The sequence below is a fragment of the Ruegeria sp. C10 genome (genome assembly GCF_056537805.1).
Genome location: NZ_JBQFSC010000004.1, coordinates 355518 through 374573 on the forward strand (window position 1 = coordinate 355518; position 19056 = coordinate 374573).

Genomic DNA, 19056 nt, shown 5'->3' on the forward strand with positions numbered 1-19056 from the left:
CGCTAAACATGCATATCGCTGACCTCAAAGATGTTCGGATACACTACCGAATTGATGGCGACGCCGCTGGCGCCCCCATCGTGTTTGCTAATTCACTGGGTACGGATATGCGGCTGTGGGACCCGATATTGTCGCTACTGCCCAAAGGCCTGCGCATCATTAGGTACGACAAACGCGGGCACGGATTGTCATCAGCACCTTCAGCGCCCTATTCCATGGGAAATCTGGTGCGCGACGCCGAGCAATTGCTGGATTATCTAGAAGTCAAGGATTGCGTATTCGTGGGTCTGTCCGTCGGTGGCATGATTGCGCAGGGCCTGGCGGTCAAGCGTATGGATCAGATCCGCGCGCTGGTGCTGTCGAATACGGCCGCCAAGATCGGCACTCCCAAGATGTGGCAGCATCGTATGGATGCTGTCCGTACCGGCGGGATCGAGGCACTGGCGGATGCCACCATGGATCGGTGGTTCTCGAAATCATTTCGCGCCAGCGCCGAGATGACGCTTTGGCGCAACATGATGGTCCGACAACCGGTCGATGGCTATCTGGGCTGTTGCGCTGCAATCTCGGGCACCGATTTCTATACGCCAACCAGCGGATTGCGCCTGCCGACCTTGGGGATTGCGGGCAGCGAAGACGGCTCAACCCCGCCCGATCTGGTGCGCGAAACGGTCGATCTGATCCCTGGTTCACGCTTTGCGCTGATCCGAAAGGCAGGCCACCTGCCCTGCGTCGAGCGCCCTCAGGACTTTGCCCAATTGATTGGTGATTTTCTGACCGAGATCGGACATATTTGAAGGAGGGATTGTTGGCAGATTTCTTGCTTGTACATGGCTCTTGGCACGGTGCCTGGTGCTGGCGCGATCTGATCCCGGAATTGACCACATTCGGACATACCGCCCGCGCCATCGATATGCCAAGCCACGGCTCGGACCCGACGCCTATCCGCGATGTCACCCTTGGAACGTGCAGAGATGCCGTGCTGAAGGCTTCGACACCAAAGACCATCATCTTAGGGCACTCGTGGGGTGGATATCCAGTAAGTGCGGCTGCCGAGACCGACCCGAACGCCATGCGAGGTGTGATTTATCTAAGTGCCTATGTTCCGAAATCCGGGCTATCTATGGTCGAAATGCGCAAACGAGCCCCACGCCAACTGATCGGAAATGCCGTCGAAGTATCCGGCGACGGGTTGTCGTATTCGGTGGTACCGGATCAGGTGCACGACCTGCTTTATCACGACTGCGCGCGCGAGGTGGTTGCCTATGCATTCGCGCGCCTGTGCCCCCAGGCGATCGCACCGCAGACTACCCCACTAGACGTCGGCGATAACTTCGCGCGCGTTCCAAAAGGGTACATCAGAACTACCGATGACCGAATCGTTCCAACCGAATATCAGGCCGAGATGGCGGGTTGTGCGGACCCTGATATGCACCTCACGATAGACAGCTCTCACTCGCCGTTTTTTTCGCATCCTGAGCATCTTGCCGGGTTGATGCACCAGATCTCGCAACGAATGTAGCCAGCCACCGTCGATGTCCCGACCCCGATACGCCGTGCGCCGATCTGTTTGGTTGTCGCACACTGAACCGATGACCCACACAATGCTTATCAATAGGTGGATTCTTTTGCGTCTACCCCACTTTGGCAGAACAACGACACATCCGTGACGGTTTCCACCTTGCAGGTCCCGCCGGGACGGGTCACCGTGATCCCGTTAGGGAGCGGGAAAACACATGCAAACCATCAAAGCAGCCGTATGCCGGGCCTTCGGCGAACCTCTGGTCATCGAAGACATCCTGATCGCACCACCCGGCATGGGCGAGGTCGAGGTCACGCTGGATGCAGTGGCGATTTGCCATTCGGACATTTCCTTTGCAAGCGGCGCATGGGGCGGCCACTTGCCCGCGGTTTACGGGCACGAAGCGGCTGGCATCGTTTCTGCTGTTGGCGAAGGCGCAGGGGATTTCAAACTTGGTGATCCCGTTGTGGTAACCTTGATCCGCGCCTGCGGGTCCTGCCCGTCCTGTGCCGGTGGCATGCCCACCATTTGTGAAACACCTTATGACACGGTGAAAGGTCCGCTGCAGACTGCCGACGGTGATGCGCTGGAACAGGCCATGGCATGCGGGGCCTTTGCCGAAAAGGTAGTTGTCAGCCACCGACAGATCGTCCGCATACCTGAGACCCTGCCCAAGGACCTTGCCAGCCTGCTGTCTTGCGGGGTGATCACCGGTGTTGGCGCAGCGGTCAACGCCGCCCAGCTTCGCCCCGGGCAGGACGTGGTTGTCATCGGCGCCGGGGGCGTCGGCTTGAACGCAATCCAAGGCGCACGTATCGCCGGAGCTCGCCGTATCGTTGCGGTCGATATGACACAGGATAAGCTGGATATCGCAATGGAGTTCGGCGCGACCCATGGTGTTTTGGCCAGCCAGAAAGAGCCGTGGAAAGCCGCCTACAAGGCGCTGGGCGGACGTGGCGCAGACGCCGTCTTGATTACTGTTGGTGCAATCCCCGCCTATGATCAGGCCCCGCGTTATCTTGGTCGGGGCGGTAAGGCGATCATGATCGGGATGCCCCATTCTGGTGACATGTCCAGCTACGAACCCGTCGTGCTGGCCGCGCTTGGCCAGGGCATGGTGGGCTCAAAAATGGGCGATGTAGTGATCCAGCGAGACATCCCCTGGATGATCGATCTGTATGAACAGGGGCGGCTGAAACTGGACGAGTTGATCTCGGGTCGCTGGACCCTGTCACAGATCAATGAGGCCATCGAAGACACCAAGTCCGGTGCGGCCAAACGCAATGTAATCTTGTTTGATCGCGACTGAACCCCGCAAAAGGAACACCCGATGAAACTGCAAGATCTCGATGTCATTGTCACCGCGCCTCCGGCACCGGGTTGGGGTGGGCGCTATTGGATTTTGGTCAAGGTCACCACGGATACGGGCGTGATCGGTTGGGGGGAATGCTACGCGTCCTCGGTTGGTCCCGAAGCCATGACCCATGTCATTCGCGATGTATTCGAACGGCACATGCAGGGCGAAAACCCCGAGAATATCGAGTTGATGTTCCGCCGCGCCTATTCCAGCGGCTTCACTCAGCGACCAGACCTGACCGTCATGGGTGCGTTCTCAGGGCTCGAAATTGCCTGCTGGGACATTTTGGGCAAGGATCGTGATCGTCCGGTCTATGCGCTGCTGGGTGGGCGGATGAACGACCGTATCCGGGCGTACACCTATCTCTACCCACTTCCTCAGCATAACCTGACGGACTTCTGGACTTCACCTGAGCAGGCCGGAGAAAGTGCTGCTGAAATGGTCCGGCGCGGCTATACCGCCGTCAAGTTTGATCCCGCCGGGCCTTATACAATCCGCGGCGGGCACATGCCCGCGATGTCCGATATCTCAATGTCGATAGCGTTTTGCAAAGCGATCCGTGAGGCAGTTGGAGCCAAGGCCGATCTGCTGTTCGGTACTCATGGCCAGTTCAACACAGCCGGAGCTATACGTCTGGGCCAAGCGCTGGAACCCTTTTCGCCGCTGTGGTTCGAAGAACCCACACCCCCCGACATGATCGAGGATATGGCCCGTGTGGCGCGCAATGTCCGTATCCCTGTCGCGACCGGTGAACGGATGACAACCAAAGCGGAATTTGGCGCGGTCCTGCGCGCCGGGGCCGCCGAAATCCTTCAGCCTGCGTTGGGACGCGCTGGTGGTATCTGGGAGATGAAGAAAGTCGCCGCGATGGCCGAGGTTTTCAACGCCCAGATGGCACCCCATCTGTATGCGGGACCGATCGAGTGGGCGGCGAATATTCATCTGGCGGCGTCGATCCCGAACCTGCTGCTGCTTGAAAGCATCGAGACCCCATTCCACGATCAACTGATAAAGGGAAGCATCCGCGTCGAGAAGGGGTTCGTCACTCCTCCGATCGAGCCCGGCCTTGGTATCGAAGTCGATGAAGGCCTTGCCCGAGCCCATCCCTACAAAGGTAACGGGCTGCACCTACAGATGCAGGAAACCCCATGTGACTATGCAAATGGGAATGCGTTTCAAGGCGGTGCACCCGCAACCGAAGGGTAACAATCGACAGGCGAGCAAGCCGATCAGTTCGAGACATACCCCGCGATGACCTGCAACAGTTTAAAGGCTGTGGCTGCATCGTTCTCGACGACCGCCAGAAATTCCTCTTCACCGATCCGTAGGCAGGACAGTTCCGTTTCAGCCACCATGCTCAACGCCCGAGGCTCTTTTCGGATCAACCCCAGCTCTCCCACCAACGCGCCCGCACCAACCGTAGTGATCAGTTGATCGGCCTCGCCCGAACGCGGCAGGTACAATCCTGCCTCGCCCTCAAGGATGACATAGGCGCCATCGGTTGGCTGATCATCCTTCAGAAACACCACCTGGCCAGGTTTCGCTTCGAACCAGCGCGCACCAAAGGCCAGCAGTCGAAGCTGGCGACGGTCGAGCCCAGAGAACAACGGGGTCTGCTCAAGCGCACGCAATTTGCGTACCAGATCGGCAGACGCCGCACCGTCGCCGTCGACGTCGGTTGGGCCTTCACCCGTCACGACCCGGCCCTGACGGATTTCAACATACATGTCGAAAACATCTGGATTTTCGAACGCATCATTTAGATAGATTACAGTAGTTTCGGGCAGCAATTCACGCAGATTTTTATAAACTGCGACCTGTGTCTCCATATCATAGCTGGCAAGCGCGGTTTCCAGGATCAGAATATCCGGCTTTTTGATCGCAGCGCGGGTAAAGGCCAGTGGTTCGGCAAATACCGCAGGCAAGTTCTGGCCGCCAATCGAGACCGGAACATCATAGATCAGTTCCACCACCATCGGTCGCGCCCCGTTCTCGGCCAGAACATCGACGATCAGTTTGCGCGCCTCGTCGGTCCGCGCACCGCCGATCTGGCTGACCTTGCCAAACAGTGCGTTTTCCATGACCGTCAAACCGGGTGCAAAGGCATCTTCATCCAACGGGACGAATACATCGTGCAAGGGTTCCAGCAATTTGGCCGAATGGCTGTGGCGAAGCTCAAGAATGCGGTTCTTCAGCTCATCCGAAAACGCCGGGCCAATCTGCTCGGCCGAGATCACAAATGGCACCGAAAGCAAGCTAGCCAATTGTTCGTCATCCAGCCCGTTTGCGCCTTCCTTCCGGGTTTGCTCGACCAATTCAACCGCGGCCTCGTAGGTCTGGGCCTCAAGCCCCAGCTTGCGAAACAAAGGATGATCTGTTCCATCAAGCCCAAATATCTGGCGCAGCATCTCAATTACGTCGCGTGTCAGGCTGATCAGGGTTTCATCCAACCCCAACTCGCGCAACTGGCCCAGAAACACGGTCTGCTGTGCCAGCAATTGTCGCGTCACCGGAACGCAGGGGGTGGCAAACAACAGGTTCTCAGCAACGGGTAGCGCAGGGTTATACGCGCAGCGATCGAAAATCAGCGCCTGCTGATCAAGCCCGGCCTCGCGCACCGCCTTCTGAACCCGAGGGCGCAATTCGACCAGCTTTGCTGCCAGTTCCGGGCGCTCATTCGCATCAAACACCTGCTCGGCACCGCGCTGAAACAACGCCGCGCCCGAGCCCATGCCATCGATCAGTTTCAGCCACCAATCGCGCAGCCGCGCCGTATCGTCAAAACCCGCCATTCCGGGGTCAAGCCATTCGGCGTTGAATGGATCAGCACTATTGCCTGCCCTCAGCGTCTCGGGGAAATCCGGATCCTCGGTGGACTTGGACAATGGATGTGACCGCATCGGCATCATCACATTTTCACCCAACGTGCCCTGAAACATTATGGGGCGCGAGGTTGCTAGACCTATTCGTTGGGCAACAACGCTTTGATGCAGGCCAGCCATATTGATGCCGCCGATTTCAATACGGCCAGAGGTTGGCAGTATCTCGCGGGTCAGCAACTCGGTCAGCGCATGGCGATCTTCCTCGCTGGTGGCCGAAATGCCGACCGTTTTACCTGCTGGGAACGTCAGGTCCAGATCATCCAAAACCTGATTGCCGTCGATATCACGAACCGAGACTTGATTCAGTACGATATCGCCATTCAGATGTGGACGATCCGCTGGCTCTCCGTCAAACAGGGCCTCATCAATCATTCCATCCGGTGCGAAACGATCAATCACAACATCCCATCGCAGCGACATGTCCTGCGTTTGATTATAATAGGTCAGCAGTTCTTTCCAGGGTGAGCTCAAGTCTTTGTAAGCCGCCAGCGCAGCCACCAGAGCACCCAGCGAAACAGACCCCTGCAACACCAGCAGGCCACCGACAAGGTAGAACATGAATGGCGTCAGCTGCGATATGAAGTTGTTGATGAACTTCATAAAGAACTTCTTCTGATAGATCTCAAAGCGGATGGCGAACAGGCGCCCCAGCTGATCCGAGATCATCGCCCGCCGATAACGCCAACCGCCATTGGCGCGCAGGGTCGAAGCACCGGCAGCGTTCTCGCCGATCTGGGCAGCCAAAACGCGGACCTCTTGAATGCGCTTCTTGTTCAGAAGATTGATCTGGCGTTGCAATCGCGGGATCAGCCAGGCCTGCAGCGGGATCAACGCCACCGCGGCCAGTCCGAACCAAACGCTTTGGAGGAACAGAAAGGACAGGATCGTGATCATTTGTCCGGCCTGCAGCACGGGCTGACTGATCGCATCCCCCATCAGCCCACCCATCGGTTCGCTTTCAGCGGTTATCATCGAGACCATTTCGCCCTGACTGACCCGCTCAAAATATGGTTGTGGGAAGCGAAGCGCGCGGTTGATCAACTGATAGCGAAAGCGACGCAGCATACGCTCGCTCAGAACACCCTTCATGGTGTTGATACGCATCTTCATCAGCCCGTGCGCCAGCACCGCAGCCAGAAAGGCAAAGCACAGGATCATCAGAAAAGTGGTCTGCGTCAGGCTATAACCCCAGACATCGACAATCTGACTTGTCGCGCCGATTGCGTCATTGATGATGCGCTTGGGCAGCTCCAACGTCAGGTAAAGCAAAGGAAACAAGGTCGACGTCACGGCCAGCAATATCAACTGGTCGCGCTTCGAGTATTTCCAGATGAACTGAAAGATCGATCGTTCTATTGAACCCGCCCCTACTAACGATCCGCCGCTCAAATCACTGATTTTGGCGTGAATACAACGGGCCGAATTTACCGCAATCGTATCCTCGGACGCAAATGAATTTCCGATTTGCGCCTAATTTGCGTTGTGTGAACAAGTTCATTTGCGCGTTTCGCGTTTACCCCCTAATCTCCTGATTCAGGACGATATCGGGAGGATTCATTTGCCTGCCAGCTTTGGCGCTGTGTTTCTGTTGCTGTGCCTGCTTCAGATCAAACACATGTTCGCCGACTATTATTTACAGACGCCCAAGATGCTTTCCGGGCGAGGCACGTATTTCCACATGGGACGCGCGCAACATGCTGCTGTGCATGTTGTGGGTTCGGTCGTGATTTTCGCGCTCTTTCGCGCCCCGATTGAATTCATACTGATCATCGCTGCGTTGGAATGGATCGTGCATTTCCACATCGACTTTGCCAAAGCCAACTATTCTGACCGCAAACAGTTGCAACCCAATCAGGCCGCTTTTTGGCGTGCCGCTGGTCTGGATCAGTTGTTTCACAACCTTACTTATATTGGCATGGCCTGGGCTTGGGTGGCTTTCGCGGCTTAAGCTTCAGGGTACCACCGGTCGGTTCCGCTTGATCGTCCGCAGCACGACATTCGTTTGCGCGCTGGCGACGGCGGGCAAACGAAACAAGAAATCTTCCAGAAACGTGTTGTAAGCAGACAGATTCCTGCACAATACACGCAGATGATAATCCGCCTGACCTGTCGTGGCGTAGCATTCCTGCACTTCGGGGCTGATCTCGACGGCCCGGATGAAGTCGACAATCTTGTCCGGGTCATGCCGGGTCAGGTGAACATGCACGATTGCTTCGAACGTCAACCCCATCTCGGCAGGATTCACCAAAGCGCCGTACCGTTCGATCACCCCAGCCTCTTCCAGCGCGCGCACCCTGCGCCATAGGGCTGAGGCCGACATGCCGACTGCATCTGCCAATTCGGCATTTGAAACCCGGCTGTCATTTTGAAGCAGCGTCAGAATGCGGCGGTCCCGATCATCAAGAGCGGTCATCTTGGAAAGATTCATCCGTAATTTTAACTAAATCTGGTGAATCCTATCATATTTTGCAGAACTCGCACAAACTCTGAAACAGAAATTCACCTGCGGGGGGTTAAAATAACCGAACACCAAGGACAAAAACCCATGGACGCGCAGCAATGAGCCACCACGAACCCTCTCCCCGCACCTATCGGCTTGAAGACCGCTATACCCTGACGCAGGGCCGGGTTTTTCTAACAGGCACGCAAGCCTTGGCGCGGATTATGATGGACCAGGCCCGACGCGACCGTCAGGCCGGGCTGAACACGGCGGGGTTTGTCTCGGGCTATCGCGGATCGCCACTGGGCGGGCTGGATCTTGAGCTATGGCGCGCAAAGGACCGACTGAAGACGGATCGCATCACGTTTATGCCCGCCGTGAACGAAGACCTCGGCGCAACGGCGGTTCTGGGTGCGCAACAGGCCATTTTGGACCCGCATTGCGAGGTCGATGGCATCTTTTCGATGTGGTACGGTAAAGGCCCTGGTGTCGACCGATCAGGCGATGCATTGAAACATGGAAATGCATATGGGTCTGCGCCAAAAGGTGGCGTGCTGGTCGTGGCAGGCGATGATCATGGTTGCGTCAGTTCTTCGATGCCGCATCAGTCGGATGTGGCCTTCATGTCGTGGTTCATGCCGACATTGAACCCAGCCTCGGTCGAGGAATATTTGGAATTCGGCGAGTACGGGTTCGCTCTGTCCCGTTTCTCAGGCACGTGGGTCGGGTTCAAGGCGGTCTCGGAAACGGTCGAAAGCGCGCGGTCCGTCGATCTGCACCCGGATCGCAGCTTTTCCCTGCCGCAGATCGACTTGCCCGAACGCGGCTTGCACGTCCGCACTGCCGATTTGCCCTCGCCCGAGATCGAGACCCGCATCCAGCACAAGTTGCGCGCCGTTCGGGCCTTTGCCGAAGAAAACCCCATCGACCGGCGTATTTATGACATCGACAGTGCGAAGTTCGGCTTCGTGACCACCGGCAAGGGGCACCTCGATCTGATGGAGGCGCTGCGTTTGCTGGACCTTGATGAAGCCGCTTGCCGCCGCTTGGGGATCGACATCTACAAGGTTGGCATGGTCTGGCCGCTGGCCCGTCGCAACGCGTTGCGCTTTGTGAAAGGCAAGGCCGAGGTTCTGGTCGTCGAGGAAAAGCGCGGCATCATCGAAAGCCAGTTCAAAGAATACTTCTATGACTGGCCCGGCGACAAACCCCATAAGATGGTAGGTAAATATGACAGCCATGGCGAACCGCTGATCCCATGGACCGGGGAACTCAGCCCTTTGATGCTGGCCCCTATTGTTGCCGCCCGACTTAACACGTTCTTCCCTGAAGAAAACCTGCCTGCCAAAGCGCGCGCGCTGACCGAGACGGAACCTCCCGTGATCAATGTCCCGGGCGCAACGCGAACGCCCTATTTCTGTTCGGGCTGTCCGCACAATACCTCAACCAAGGTGCCCGAAGGCTCCACCGCTGCCAGCGGCATTGGTTGTCATGTAATGGCATCTTGGATGGATCGCGAGACGGTCGGCTATGCACAGATGGGAGGCGAAGGCGTACCCCATGTGGTGGCCTCACAATTCAATGGCGGCAAGCATATCTTCCAGAACCTTGGCGAAGGAACGTGGTACCATTCGGGTTCGCTCGCGATCCGTCAGGCGGTCGCGGCCGGGACAAATATCACGTATAAAATACTCTACAATGATGCGGTCGCAATGACCGGAGGGCAACCAGTGGATGGACCTGTCAGCGTTGCAGGCATTGCGCAAACCTGCCGGGCCGAGGGGGTTGAGCGGATCGCGCTGGTCTCGGACAACATTGCCAAGTTTCACCGATCCGATTTCCCGGCTGGCACTACGTTCCACGACCGGGCAAAGATGGACAGCCTGCAACGCGAATTGCGCGACATTCCCGGTGTTACGGTCCTGATTTACGAACAGACCTGCGCCACCGAGAAACGCCGCCGCCGCAAGCGCGGTACGATGGAGGACCCCTCGACCTTCGTCTGGATCAATGATCTTGTCTGCGAAGGTTGCGGCGATTGTTCGGTCGCATCGAATTGCCTGAGCGTTGAGCCGCGAGAAACCCCGCTGGGGCGCAAGCGCAAGATCAACTTAAGTTCGTGCAACAAGGATTTTTCGTGCCTGAACGGATTCTGCCCAAGTTTCGTGACCGTTGCAGGCGCAACCCGGCGAAAGCGGGCCATAGATCTGGACCTCGACGCGCTTGAGGCAGACCTGCCAGACCCAAAGCTTCCGTCTTTGGACACACCGTTTGATCTGCTTGTGACAGGCGTGGGTGGCACTGGGGTTGTCACGGTTGGGGCCCTGATCACTATGGCCGCGCACCTGGAAGGCAAAGGTGCCTCGGTCCTGGATTTCACCGGATTTGCGCAGAAATTCGGCACGGTACTCAGTTATATCCGCCTTGGCGCAGCTCCGGATGCGCTTAACCAAGTACGCATAGATCAAGGCGCTGCGGATGCGGTGATTGGCTGTGATGTGGTGGTGAGTTCGGCCCCCAAAGCCTCAGCTCATTATGCCCGCGGGACACGCGTTGTGCTGAACAGGGCTGAGATGCCCACCGGCGATCTTGTCCTGCGTCGCGATGCCCAATTGCGGGTCGATAAGCGGGAACAGGCGATCGCAGATGTGGTTGGGGTGGACAATCTCGCCAGCCTTGACGCAAATGCAATAGCTGAGGCGCTACTGGGGGATTCCGTCTTCGCCAACGTCATTTTGCTGGGTTATGCATGGCAAAACGAGCTGGTTCCGGTGTCGCATCTTGCATTGGCTCAGGCCATCTTGCTGAACGGTGTTGCCGTCGAAAAAAACCGGCTGGCCTTTGCTCTTGGGCGTTGTCTGGCGGCTGACCCCGACCGCATTCACGGGCTGGCACTACCCGAAGAGGCAAACTGCACCTTGGATCAGGTGATTGCGCGTCGGGTGGCGTTTTTGACAGATTATCAGGATGCCGCATATGCGGATCGCTATGCACAACAGATTGAAGCAATCCGCGCGTCGAACGCGAAAATATCCGACGATATTCTAGAATCCGTAGCCCGTAACCTGTTCCGCTTCATGGCCTATAAGGACGAGTTCGAAGTAGCCAGGCTGCAAACGACCCAAAACTTCGACAACGAACTGAAGCAACAGTTCGAGGGAGATTTCAAAACAAGTTACCACTTCGCCCCGCCAATGCTCAGCTGGCGCAAGGACGAACGGGGCCGCCCCCTCAAGTTTGCACTGGGCCCATGGATGCGCCCGGTTCTGCGGGGACTGTCCCGTCTACGTGGTTTGCGCGGCTCGGTCCTGAACCCCTTCGGCTATCACTCCGAAGCGCGACTGCATCGAGATATCCTAAACTGGTACCAATCGCTGTTGGACATGTATCTGACAAACCCCTCCGCCCATTCCGAGGCCGAGTGGCTGGACGCGCTGTCAGCTGCGGACCAGATACGCGGTTTCGGTCCAGTACGGGAAGAAAGCTATGAGAACGCGCGCGCGATGGCGCGTTAACCAAGCACCGAGAAACTGCTATCGGTATTGACCGGTCGCTTGCGGGAATAAAAACCGGTGTCGATTGTGCGTCCAATGTAAGGCAGTTCAAACTGCATCGGCTTGTCGTCATGATCAGCACCGCCTTCGACGTAGTCGATCAGTTCAGCCATCATTTTGCCTGCAATCGGCGCGTTCTTGTATTGGTTACCGCTGGTGCCGCAGGCCATGTAAAACCCCGGCAGGCTGGACTTGTCATAGATCGGAATCCAGTCAGTCGAGGCATCATACAAATCCACCACCCCACGGGTTCTGGAGGGTATCCCCAGGCTAGGGACCCGTTGGGCATAACGCATGGCCTGCGTGGTCCATTGATCCGTAAAATCGTGGTTATAGCTTACATCATCTTCGCACCATTGATGCGGATCACAAGCCGGATCCTCGGAACCGATCAGAATATGATTGCCATGTTCTGGACGGCAATACAGCGCGATATCACTATCCGAGACAATTGTTCCTTGCGTTTCGAAATCAAATCCTTCGGGCGCGGGTACATGCACCACCTCCTGCCGCAGCGGGCGGGTTTGAATGGTCATGTCACCCAGAACCCCGGCCATTTCGTTGACAAGCGCTGACCCGGGACCGGCAACATTCACCACCACTTTGGCGTGGATTTCTTCACCAGAGGCAAGTCTGACACCTGCGACGCGCCCCTGCTGCGACAGGATTTCGCGTACGTCTGCGCCTGTTCGCACTTCGGCACCATGCAGCTTGGCGGCATCCATCAGGTTTTGCGCCGACAAGGCCGGATCGGTCACATAGCCTGCTTTCGGCCAGAACACTGCGCCCTGAATCCGATCTCCGTTCGGTTGGCCGAACTCCGGATCATCCATGCGCCGCGCCGGGGCAAAGCTGTCCAGAGAATAGATCGGCAGACGTTCGGTAATCCGCTCAGGTGTCCATTCTTCAAACGGACAATCCAGTTCGGCGCTGTACTTCTTATGTTTCTCAAGAAATCCATTGGCCTCGGTCTTGACGACCAAACAACCGGTCTCACGAAACTGCGCCAAATCGGCTTTGTCGGGCAAGCCCAGATAGTTCGCCCAATCACGCCAATAGTGATAGCCTTCCCAAGCGAACGCGGTTCCATCGAGGGTCGAATAATGCATCCGAATTATCGCGCAAGAGCCTGCGGTCGAGCCATGCCCAACCTGCGCATTGCGATCCAACGACAGAGTTTTCCAACCGGCCTTGGACATCTCGAACGCGATGGCGGCTCCGATCACACCGGTGCCAATGATGATTGCGTCAGGTTGGTTCATGTCCTGCCCCTTCCCAGAAATGTTTCGCATACGCGCTGAATTCGGTGATTTCCTCGGGTCGCGGTTCGACCCCTGTAAAAACATAAAGGTAGTGTGGAACCATCGACAGCCTGATCGCCAATGGTTCGTTTAACTGCGCCAGATCATATCCGATCTGCATATAATATAGCACCCGCGCCCGCGTCTCTGCCTCGGTCTCATCATAGTTGAACCGGATGAACATCGCGCGCAGCGCGGCCAGGCGACGGGCATCGGACTGGTCCAGCATACGCCGCACCTTTCCCGATCTTCGTGCCCAATCCCGCACAGCAAAATCAAGCGCCGTATCAAATAGTTCGGTATTCACAACGCAGCGCTGAACATTGCACACCGCAGCCGTGATCGTTTCAGCAGGCAATTCGGATTGCGCGATCAAGGCCGCGGTATTTGTCGCCTGCCACCGCGCCAGCAGCGCATCCAGTAATTCCTGCCGCGACTTGAAGTACCAGTAGAATGATGAGCGCGAGACCGCCATCCGCTCGGCAAGGTTCATGACTTTCACCTGCTCGACCCCGTCCGAAATCAGGACGTCCATGGCCACGTTCAGCCAATCATCGCGCGTGACCTTGACGTTACCAATCAGTGGCTCAGCTTCGGGATCGTCCCTGTGCAGGATGGGTTTGGTGCTCATTCAACTCTCCGGCGGTGCGCCGCCCTCTTCTGTACGGCGCGCTATGAAATCCTTCAACGCACCAAGGCGATCCGTATCTGATGCCGGTGCTTTGAAATTTGCCAGGATTTCCCTCCAAACACCGGTCGCGCGGTGGTTGGCGTCGATCGCGCCACGCTCGGTCCAGGTGCCAAAATTTGCGTAATCATGCAGGTGCGGCTCATAAAATGCGGTATTATAGCGCTCCATCGTCTGACTGGTGGCGAAGAAATGTCCGCTGGGTTCAACCTCGCTCAGCGCAGTATCAAACCCGATCTCTACACCATTGGCCTGTGCCCCTGCACAAAGCTCGGCCACCATGTTCAACACCTCGGCATCACAGATCATCTTCTCGAAGGATACTGTCAGGCCACCTTCGAGCCACCCGGCCGAATGAATGATCACCGTCGCCCCGGCCATCAGGCAGCCCCACAGGCCGAACTGGTTTTCATTGGCGGCCTGAACGTCGTTGATATTTGCCGCAGACCCCGCCGCAGACCGCCAGGGCAGGCCCAGATGCCGGGCCAACTGGCCCGCTGCCAAAGACGCCTGAAAATGCGAGGGCGTCCCGAATGCAGGCGCCCCTGATTTCATGTCGACATTGCTGGTAAAGGTCCCATAGCACACCGGCGAACCGGGGTTGGTAAGCTGGGTCAGCGTCAAGGCCGCAAGCGCCTCGGCATGGGACAGCGTGATGGCCCCGGCCACCGTGATCGGAGCCATTGCGCCCATCAGGGTAAAGGGTGTGATGATCGACATCTGCCCATGGCGCGCAAAGTCGAGCAGCCCCTGAGCCATTGGAATATCCAGCGTCCGCGGGCTGTTGGTGTTGATAATCGTGTAACAATGGGCGTTAGCGCGGAACTCCTCATCAGACAGGCCCCGCGCCGTCGAGAGCATCTCGAAGCAGTCCATCACTTGCGGCGTGCCCCGCGAGAAGAAGAACGGGAACTTATCCGTCAATTCCATCTGCGCTTGTGTGGTGAAATAGTGCCGCACATTGGTTGGCACGTCCTGCGGTTCGACCTGCGGCGAGATCATCTGGAAGACATCAAAGTGATGAGTGAGCTTTAGGAACTCCAGATAATCCTGCCCACTCGCTGGCCGACGACCGCGTTCCAGATCGGTCGCGTTTGGAGCGCCAGCGCCGGGTTGGAACACCAAAGAGCCCAGCTCCAAAGTGAAATCCCGGTGCCGAGCGCCTGCACGGCAGGCTATGGATTTCGGGGCCGAGGCAACGGCGGCCTCAACCATATCTCGCCCGATAAAGACCATCTCGCTGTCTTCATCCACACGCGCGCCACCCTGCGCGTAGATTCGCCGCGCTTCGGGCAATAGAACTTTCACGCCCAACTCTTCCAGTGTGCGCAATGCGGTGTCGTGCATATCTGCAATCTGATCCGTCGGGAACACTTCCATCTGTGGAAACGGATTGCGCAACTGGCGATAATTCACCTCGCGACTAGATTGCGGGGCGGCATCGGTCCCGCGCCCGCGCCGTCGGCGTCTTTGGCCCAAGTCCGACATGGTCAACCTCGCATCGCTTTGCCCAGCGGGTCATAGGGCGACGGCGCAATCACGCGGGCCGGGCGTTCGACACCGACCACATGCACCGACAACTCGGTGTCTGGTTCAGCCTTGTCGCGGTCGACCAAAGCCATGGCCAGCGACTTGCCCGTGTAGTGGCCATAGCCACCCGAAGTCACAAATCCAACGCGCTCATCCCCAGCCCAGATCGGTTCATACCCACTGGCATCTGCGTCCAGCGCATCAACCTCAAGCGTCACTTGAACTTGCGCCGGACCGTTGCCATCGCGTTCAGCCAGCGCAGCCTCTTTGCCAACGAAATCCTTGTTCCAGTCGATCCAGCGATCCATTCCGGTCATGCCTGGCGTGTAAAGCTGAGTGAACTCTGCAGACCAGATACCAAAGCTCTTCTCAAGCCGCGTCGACAGCATTGCGTTGAATCCGCATTCGCGGATACCGTCCCCGGCCCCGGCCTCTAGCAGCATCCGGCGCAGTTTGATATGGTCGCCATAGCGGCAGTTTATCTCATACCCTTTTTCGCCCGTCACAGACATACGCGCCACACGGGCACGCACCAGACCGATATCAAAGTCGCCGCAGCCCATGAATTTCAGGCCCGAGATATCCTGTTCGTCCAGTTTCTCGACCACAGCCTGCGATTTCGGTCCAACCACGGCAAAACCGCAATATTCCTCGCCCAGATCGCGGATATTCACGGCGTCCATCATGTGATCATTGAACCAGCGCATATGCCATGCGCGCAGATAATAGCTGCCCATGATCCACCAGGTCCCGTCGCCCCAGTTCAGCACGGTCAGATCACCCTTGAGGCGACCGTTCTCACCCAGCATTGGAGCCAGTTTGGCACGCCCCGGTGCAGGCAGTTTCGACGCCATGATCCTGTCCAGCCAAGCCTCGGCATTTGGCCCAGTGACCTCGAAGCGCGAAAAGCCCGAGATATCCAGTAGTCCCACGCCTTCGCGGATGGTTTTGCACTCCTCAGACACGATGTCGTGCGCATTCGAGCGTTTCAGCGTCGGCGTCTCTTCAAAGCCCTTGGGCGCAAAGTAAAGCGGCACTTCCAGATCCCAACTGACGCCCCATTTGCACCCCGCCTCGGTCATTGCATCATGGGCTGGGGCCATCTTCAGCGGGCGACCTGCGGGCAGTTGCTCGTTCGGGTAAGTCATCACGAAACGACGAGAATAGAACTGACCGGTTGTTTCGCGGATGTAGCGTTTGTTCTGAGCGAAATCGCCATAGCGCGCCACGTCCATAGGCCATGCGTCGGCCTCAGGCTCGCCATGGATCATCCATTCGGCAAGCGTCTTACCAACGCCGCCACCCTGCAGGAATCCGGCCATCACCGCACAAGCTGACCAATAACCGCGCTTGCCTGGGACCGGACCGACCAGCGGGTTGCCATCGGGTGAGAAGGTGAACGCGCCGTTCACCCATGTTTTGATGCCAACATTCTGGATCGACGGGTACCGTTCAAAGCCCAGCGTCAGCTCGTTCTCGATCCGGTCCAGCTGTTCCTGAAACAGCTCTTCGCCATAGTTCCATGGCGCGCCGTCCATGGCCCAGTGCTCGTGATCGACCTCGTAAATACCAACCAAAACGCCCTTCTGGTCCTGCCGCATATAGGTGAAACCTTCGAGGTCCACGGTCATCGGCATCTCGAAATCTGTCTCAGCCACCTCTGGCACTGTGTCAGTGATCAGATAATGGTGTTTCAGCGGCGAAACCGGCAGCTCCACTCCGGCCATGCGCCCCACCTGTTTGGCCCAGAGGCCAGCTGCGTTGACCACATGTTCACAAGTGATAGTGCCTTTGTCGGTCACAACTTCCCAACCATCCGCAGTCTGCGTCAGGCTTTCGACCTTGGTTTCTTCGTAGTATTCCGCGCCGCGTTTCTTGGCCGCTGTTGCATAAGCCTGAACCGTACCGGTTGTATCGATGTAACCTTCGCGATCCGCCCACATTGCGCCCAGCACGCCGTCGGTGGACATGATCGGGCAGCGTTTCTGCGCCTCCTCTGGCGACAACAACTCACAGTCGTCAATGCCGATGGACTGAAAAATGCGGTAGTTGGCCTGCAGCCACTCCCACCGTTCGGGCGTGCCCGCCAGCGTCAGGCCGCCGGTCATGTGCAGGCCGATATTCTGGCCCGACTCTTTTTCGATCTCGCTGAGCAGATCAATCGTATAGGCCTGCAGCGACGCCATGTTCGGATCTGCGTTCAGCGCATGGATGCCTCCCGCCGCGTGCCACGAAGACCCCGAGGCCAAACGCCGCCTCTCCAGCATGACCACATCTGACCAGCCAAACTTGGCGAGATGGTACAGAACCGAGGCGCCGACAACGCCGCCACCGATGACTACGACACGATACTGAGATTTCATCCTGCGCTCCCCTGCATGACTCGCAGAGGACGCTAGAGGCACTGTTCACTTCTGTCTAGACATTTCTGTACAGTTCGAGGGACAGCACCCGGATCAGCTTAAAGCCGGGCGCTCGGGCGTGTCTGAACGGCATCAAACCAGGCGCGTGTGGCCGTGTTCTCTTCTGGGATGCGCATCTTGATGACACGTGCGAAATCGACAAACACAAATGTGGTGATATCGGCCAGTGAAAACATGTCACCCGCAACGAAACCGCTCACTTGCAGACGGGCCTCAAGAAAATCGAAGAAGGCACGCACCCGCTCAGCCCCCCGCTGCGCTAGTTCAGGGATTTGCGCGTGGTTTGCAGGCCCGGTGATCGCGCGGTCTTTGAACGAAGGATGGGTGTTTCGCAAAGTTTCCGCGATTGGTGCGCCACATTGTTGTTCGGCGATGGCATTCCACATCTGAATTTCGCCTTTTTCATCCGGCGTTTGCCCCATCAAGGCAGGTTCCGGAAAGCGCGCCTCGAGATAGGCGGCGATGCCAAGATTTTCTGTGAGCGTGGTACCTTCATCCGTAACAAGCACAGGAATCGTTGCACCGGGGTTCACGGTCCGGAAGGCATCACTAAACTGTTCACCCTTGGCGATTGAGATATCACGAGTGTCAATCTTCAGCCCCTTTTCCGCGATAAACATCCGGGCACGGCGCGGGCTTGGCGCGGTCGAGCAATCGTAGAACAGCATTTTTGACGGTCCCCTCCAAAGCTTCACGCCTCGGACGTTAGACCGGGCCAGCACTAAAGCGCGAGTCGGATCACACAGTGACCCTACGGCAGATCAACGCCGATAGATGAAACAGCGCCCGTCGACCGCCCCTTCTGGCAGCGGCACCTCGGTCAGTGTTTCGAAATACATTCGATCGCTGGAAACCATCAGTCCGCCCCGCGCCAGAAGCGGTTCGATCAAAGGTGAGACGAGGCGGGCAAACGCATCATTCTTTTGCCGGTTGTGCCCCCCAAGATCGGCATGGATCAGACTGGCCGACGCGCCAAATCGTGTGACCGAAGCAGGCAATGTTTCGCGCACATCACCGAGAATCACCAGATCATCGGGCGGTGTCGAATCGGGATGAGACGCAACGGCCCGTTCAAAAACATAAACAGGACGGTCCTGAATGTGCTTAACCATGTGGTGATATGTGCGCCCATTTCCCAATCCCAGCTCAAAAACCGGACCAGGCTGCCCAGTGGTCTGCGCGATAGCAAAGTCCAGACAAGCGCGTTGCGAGACCATTCGGTCAATGAACAGATCCAATCGGCTTTGTTGCTCGGACACGGGGCACCTCTTTCAAAATCATTCGACACCAGTCGGGGGGCGATTGCGCCTTTGATGGCAAAAACTCAAGACTTTGTGTAGCCATACGGCCCGAGTTTCA

14 protein-coding genes are annotated in these 19056 nt (G+C 57.4%); 6 read left to right on the forward strand and 8 right to left on the reverse strand.

Going from position 1 to position 19056, the window contains the following annotated elements; all coding sequences use genetic code 11:
• The first annotated feature begins 8 nt into the window (after positions 1–8).
• The 4 genes from pcaD (at position 9) to ACR0DE_RS18120 (ending at position 4085) form a co-directional block, all read left to right on the forward strand.
• Positions 9–797: a 3-oxoadipate enol-lactonase gene (gene pcaD, locus ACR0DE_RS18105; protein WP_170397605.1), complete on the forward strand. Its 789-nt coding sequence runs from the start codon at positions 9–11 to the stop codon at positions 795–797.
• A gap of 11 nt (positions 798–808) precedes the next feature.
• Positions 809–1522 (forward strand): alpha/beta fold hydrolase, encoded by a 714-nt coding sequence (locus ACR0DE_RS18110; RefSeq protein ID WP_170397608.1) that lies wholly within the window; start codon positions 809–811, stop codon positions 1520–1522.
• Positions 1523–1736: 214 nt separating this feature from the next.
• Complete coding sequence (locus ACR0DE_RS18115) at positions 1737–2831, forward strand: Zn-dependent alcohol dehydrogenase (protein ID WP_170397613.1); 1095 nt, start codon at positions 1737–1739, stop codon at positions 2829–2831.
• Positions 2832–2852: 21 nt separating this feature from the next.
• On the forward strand, positions 2853–4085 hold the full coding sequence (locus ACR0DE_RS18120; RefSeq protein ID WP_223117633.1) for a mandelate racemase/muconate lactonizing enzyme family protein: 1233 nt from the start codon (positions 2853–2855) through the stop codon (positions 4083–4085).
• 23 nt (positions 4086–4108) lie between these two features.
• Here ACR0DE_RS18120 and ACR0DE_RS18125 read toward each other — a convergent pair whose 3' ends face one another.
• Positions 4109–7150 carry an ABC transporter transmembrane domain-containing protein gene (locus tag ACR0DE_RS18125; protein WP_170511501.1) on the reverse strand — a complete coding sequence of 1014 codons (3042 nt, stop codon included), beginning with the start codon at positions 7148–7150 and terminating at the stop codon, positions 4109–4111.
• Between the two features lie 169 nt (positions 7151–7319).
• Here ACR0DE_RS18125 and ACR0DE_RS18130 point away from each other — a divergent pair, with 169 nt between their 5' ends.
• Positions 7320–7709: a DUF3307 domain-containing protein gene (locus ACR0DE_RS18130; RefSeq protein WP_170397621.1), complete on the forward strand. Its 390-nt coding sequence runs from the start codon at positions 7320–7322 to the stop codon at positions 7707–7709.
• A gap of 3 nt (positions 7710–7712) precedes the next feature.
• Here ACR0DE_RS18130 and ACR0DE_RS18135 read toward each other — a convergent pair whose 3' ends face one another.
• Positions 7713–8174, reverse strand: a complete 462-nt coding sequence (locus tag ACR0DE_RS18135; RefSeq protein WP_170424431.1) for an Lrp/AsnC family transcriptional regulator — start codon at positions 8172–8174, stop codon at positions 7713–7715.
• Between the two features lie 146 nt (positions 8175–8320).
• On the opposite strand from ACR0DE_RS18135, the gene ACR0DE_RS18140 reads away from it, so the two are divergent.
• Positions 8321–11716 carry an indolepyruvate ferredoxin oxidoreductase family protein gene (locus ACR0DE_RS18140; RefSeq protein ID WP_480754611.1) on the forward strand — a complete coding sequence of 1132 codons (3396 nt, stop codon included), beginning with the start codon at positions 8321–8323 and terminating at the stop codon, positions 11714–11716.
• On the opposite strand, the gene ACR0DE_RS18145 is transcribed toward ACR0DE_RS18140, so the two are convergent.
• The 6 genes from ACR0DE_RS18145 to ACR0DE_RS18170 form a co-directional block, all read right to left on the reverse strand.
• On the reverse strand, positions 11713–13017 hold the full coding sequence (locus tag ACR0DE_RS18145; RefSeq protein WP_480754615.1) for an NAD(P)/FAD-dependent oxidoreductase: 1305 nt from the start codon (positions 13015–13017) through the stop codon (positions 11713–11715). The two genes, ACR0DE_RS18140 and ACR0DE_RS18145, sit on opposite strands and share 4 nt — an antisense overlap.
• On the reverse strand, positions 13004–13687 hold the full coding sequence (locus ACR0DE_RS18150) for a TetR/AcrR family transcriptional regulator (protein ID WP_480754617.1): 684 nt from the start codon (positions 13685–13687) through the stop codon (positions 13004–13006). The genes ACR0DE_RS18145 and ACR0DE_RS18150 overlap by 14 nt, the downstream gene beginning before the upstream one ends.
• A complete protein-coding gene (locus ACR0DE_RS18155; RefSeq protein WP_480754619.1) occupies positions 13688–15232 on the reverse strand; it encodes a trimethylamine methyltransferase family protein in 1545 nt (514 codons plus the stop codon). It lies immediately after the preceding gene.
• Positions 15233–15234: 2 nt separating this feature from the next.
• Positions 15235–17637 carry a GcvT family protein gene (locus tag ACR0DE_RS18160; protein WP_480754621.1) on the reverse strand — a complete coding sequence of 801 codons (2403 nt, stop codon included), beginning with the start codon at positions 17635–17637 and terminating at the stop codon, positions 15235–15237.
• Between the two features lie 98 nt (positions 17638–17735).
• Complete coding sequence (locus tag ACR0DE_RS18165; protein WP_480754624.1) at positions 17736–18365, reverse strand: glutathione S-transferase family protein; 630 nt, start codon at positions 18363–18365, stop codon at positions 17736–17738.
• Positions 18366–18458: 93 nt separating this feature from the next.
• Positions 18459–18956, reverse strand: coding sequence for a class I SAM-dependent methyltransferase (locus ACR0DE_RS18170; RefSeq protein ID WP_170404613.1), 498 nt, complete (start codon positions 18954–18956; stop codon positions 18459–18461).
• Positions 18957–19056 lie beyond the last annotated feature (100 nt).

What these genes read in the sequence shown, in the direction of transcription:
- pcaD (WP_170397605.1), top strand. Translation starts at nt 9, where the DNA reads ATGCATATCGCTGACCTCAAAGATGTTCGGATACACTACCGAATTGAT.
- ACR0DE_RS18140 (WP_480754611.1), top strand. Translation starts at nt 8,321, where the DNA reads ATGAGCCACCACGAACCCTCTCCCCGCACCTATCGGCTTGAAGACCGC.
- ACR0DE_RS18150 (WP_480754617.1), bottom strand. Translation starts at nt 13,687, where the DNA reads ATGAGCACCAAACCCATCCTGCACAGGGACGATCCCGAAGCTGAGCCA.
- ACR0DE_RS18165 (WP_480754624.1), bottom strand. Translation starts at nt 18,365, where the DNA reads ATGCTGTTCTACGATTGCTCGACCGCGCCAAGCCCGCGCCGTGCCCGG.
- ACR0DE_RS18135 (WP_170424431.1), bottom strand. Translation starts at nt 8,174, where the DNA reads ATGACCGCTCTTGATGATCGGGACCGCCGCATTCTGACGCTGCTTCAA.
- ACR0DE_RS18120 (WP_223117633.1), top strand. Translation starts at nt 2,853, where the DNA reads ATGAAACTGCAAGATCTCGATGTCATTGTCACCGCGCCTCCGGCACCG.
- ACR0DE_RS18155 (WP_480754619.1), bottom strand. Translation starts at nt 15,232, where the DNA reads ATGTCGGACTTGGGCCAAAGACGCCGACGGCGCGGGCGCGGGACCGAT.
- ACR0DE_RS18160 (WP_480754621.1), bottom strand. Translation starts at nt 17,637, where the DNA reads ATGAAATCTCAGTATCGTGTCGTAGTCATCGGTGGCGGCGTTGTCGGC.
- ACR0DE_RS18145 (WP_480754615.1), bottom strand. Translation starts at nt 13,017, where the DNA reads ATGAACCAACCTGACGCAATCATCATTGGCACCGGTGTGATCGGAGCC.
- ACR0DE_RS18115 (WP_170397613.1), top strand. Translation starts at nt 1,737, where the DNA reads ATGCAAACCATCAAAGCAGCCGTATGCCGGGCCTTCGGCGAACCTCTG.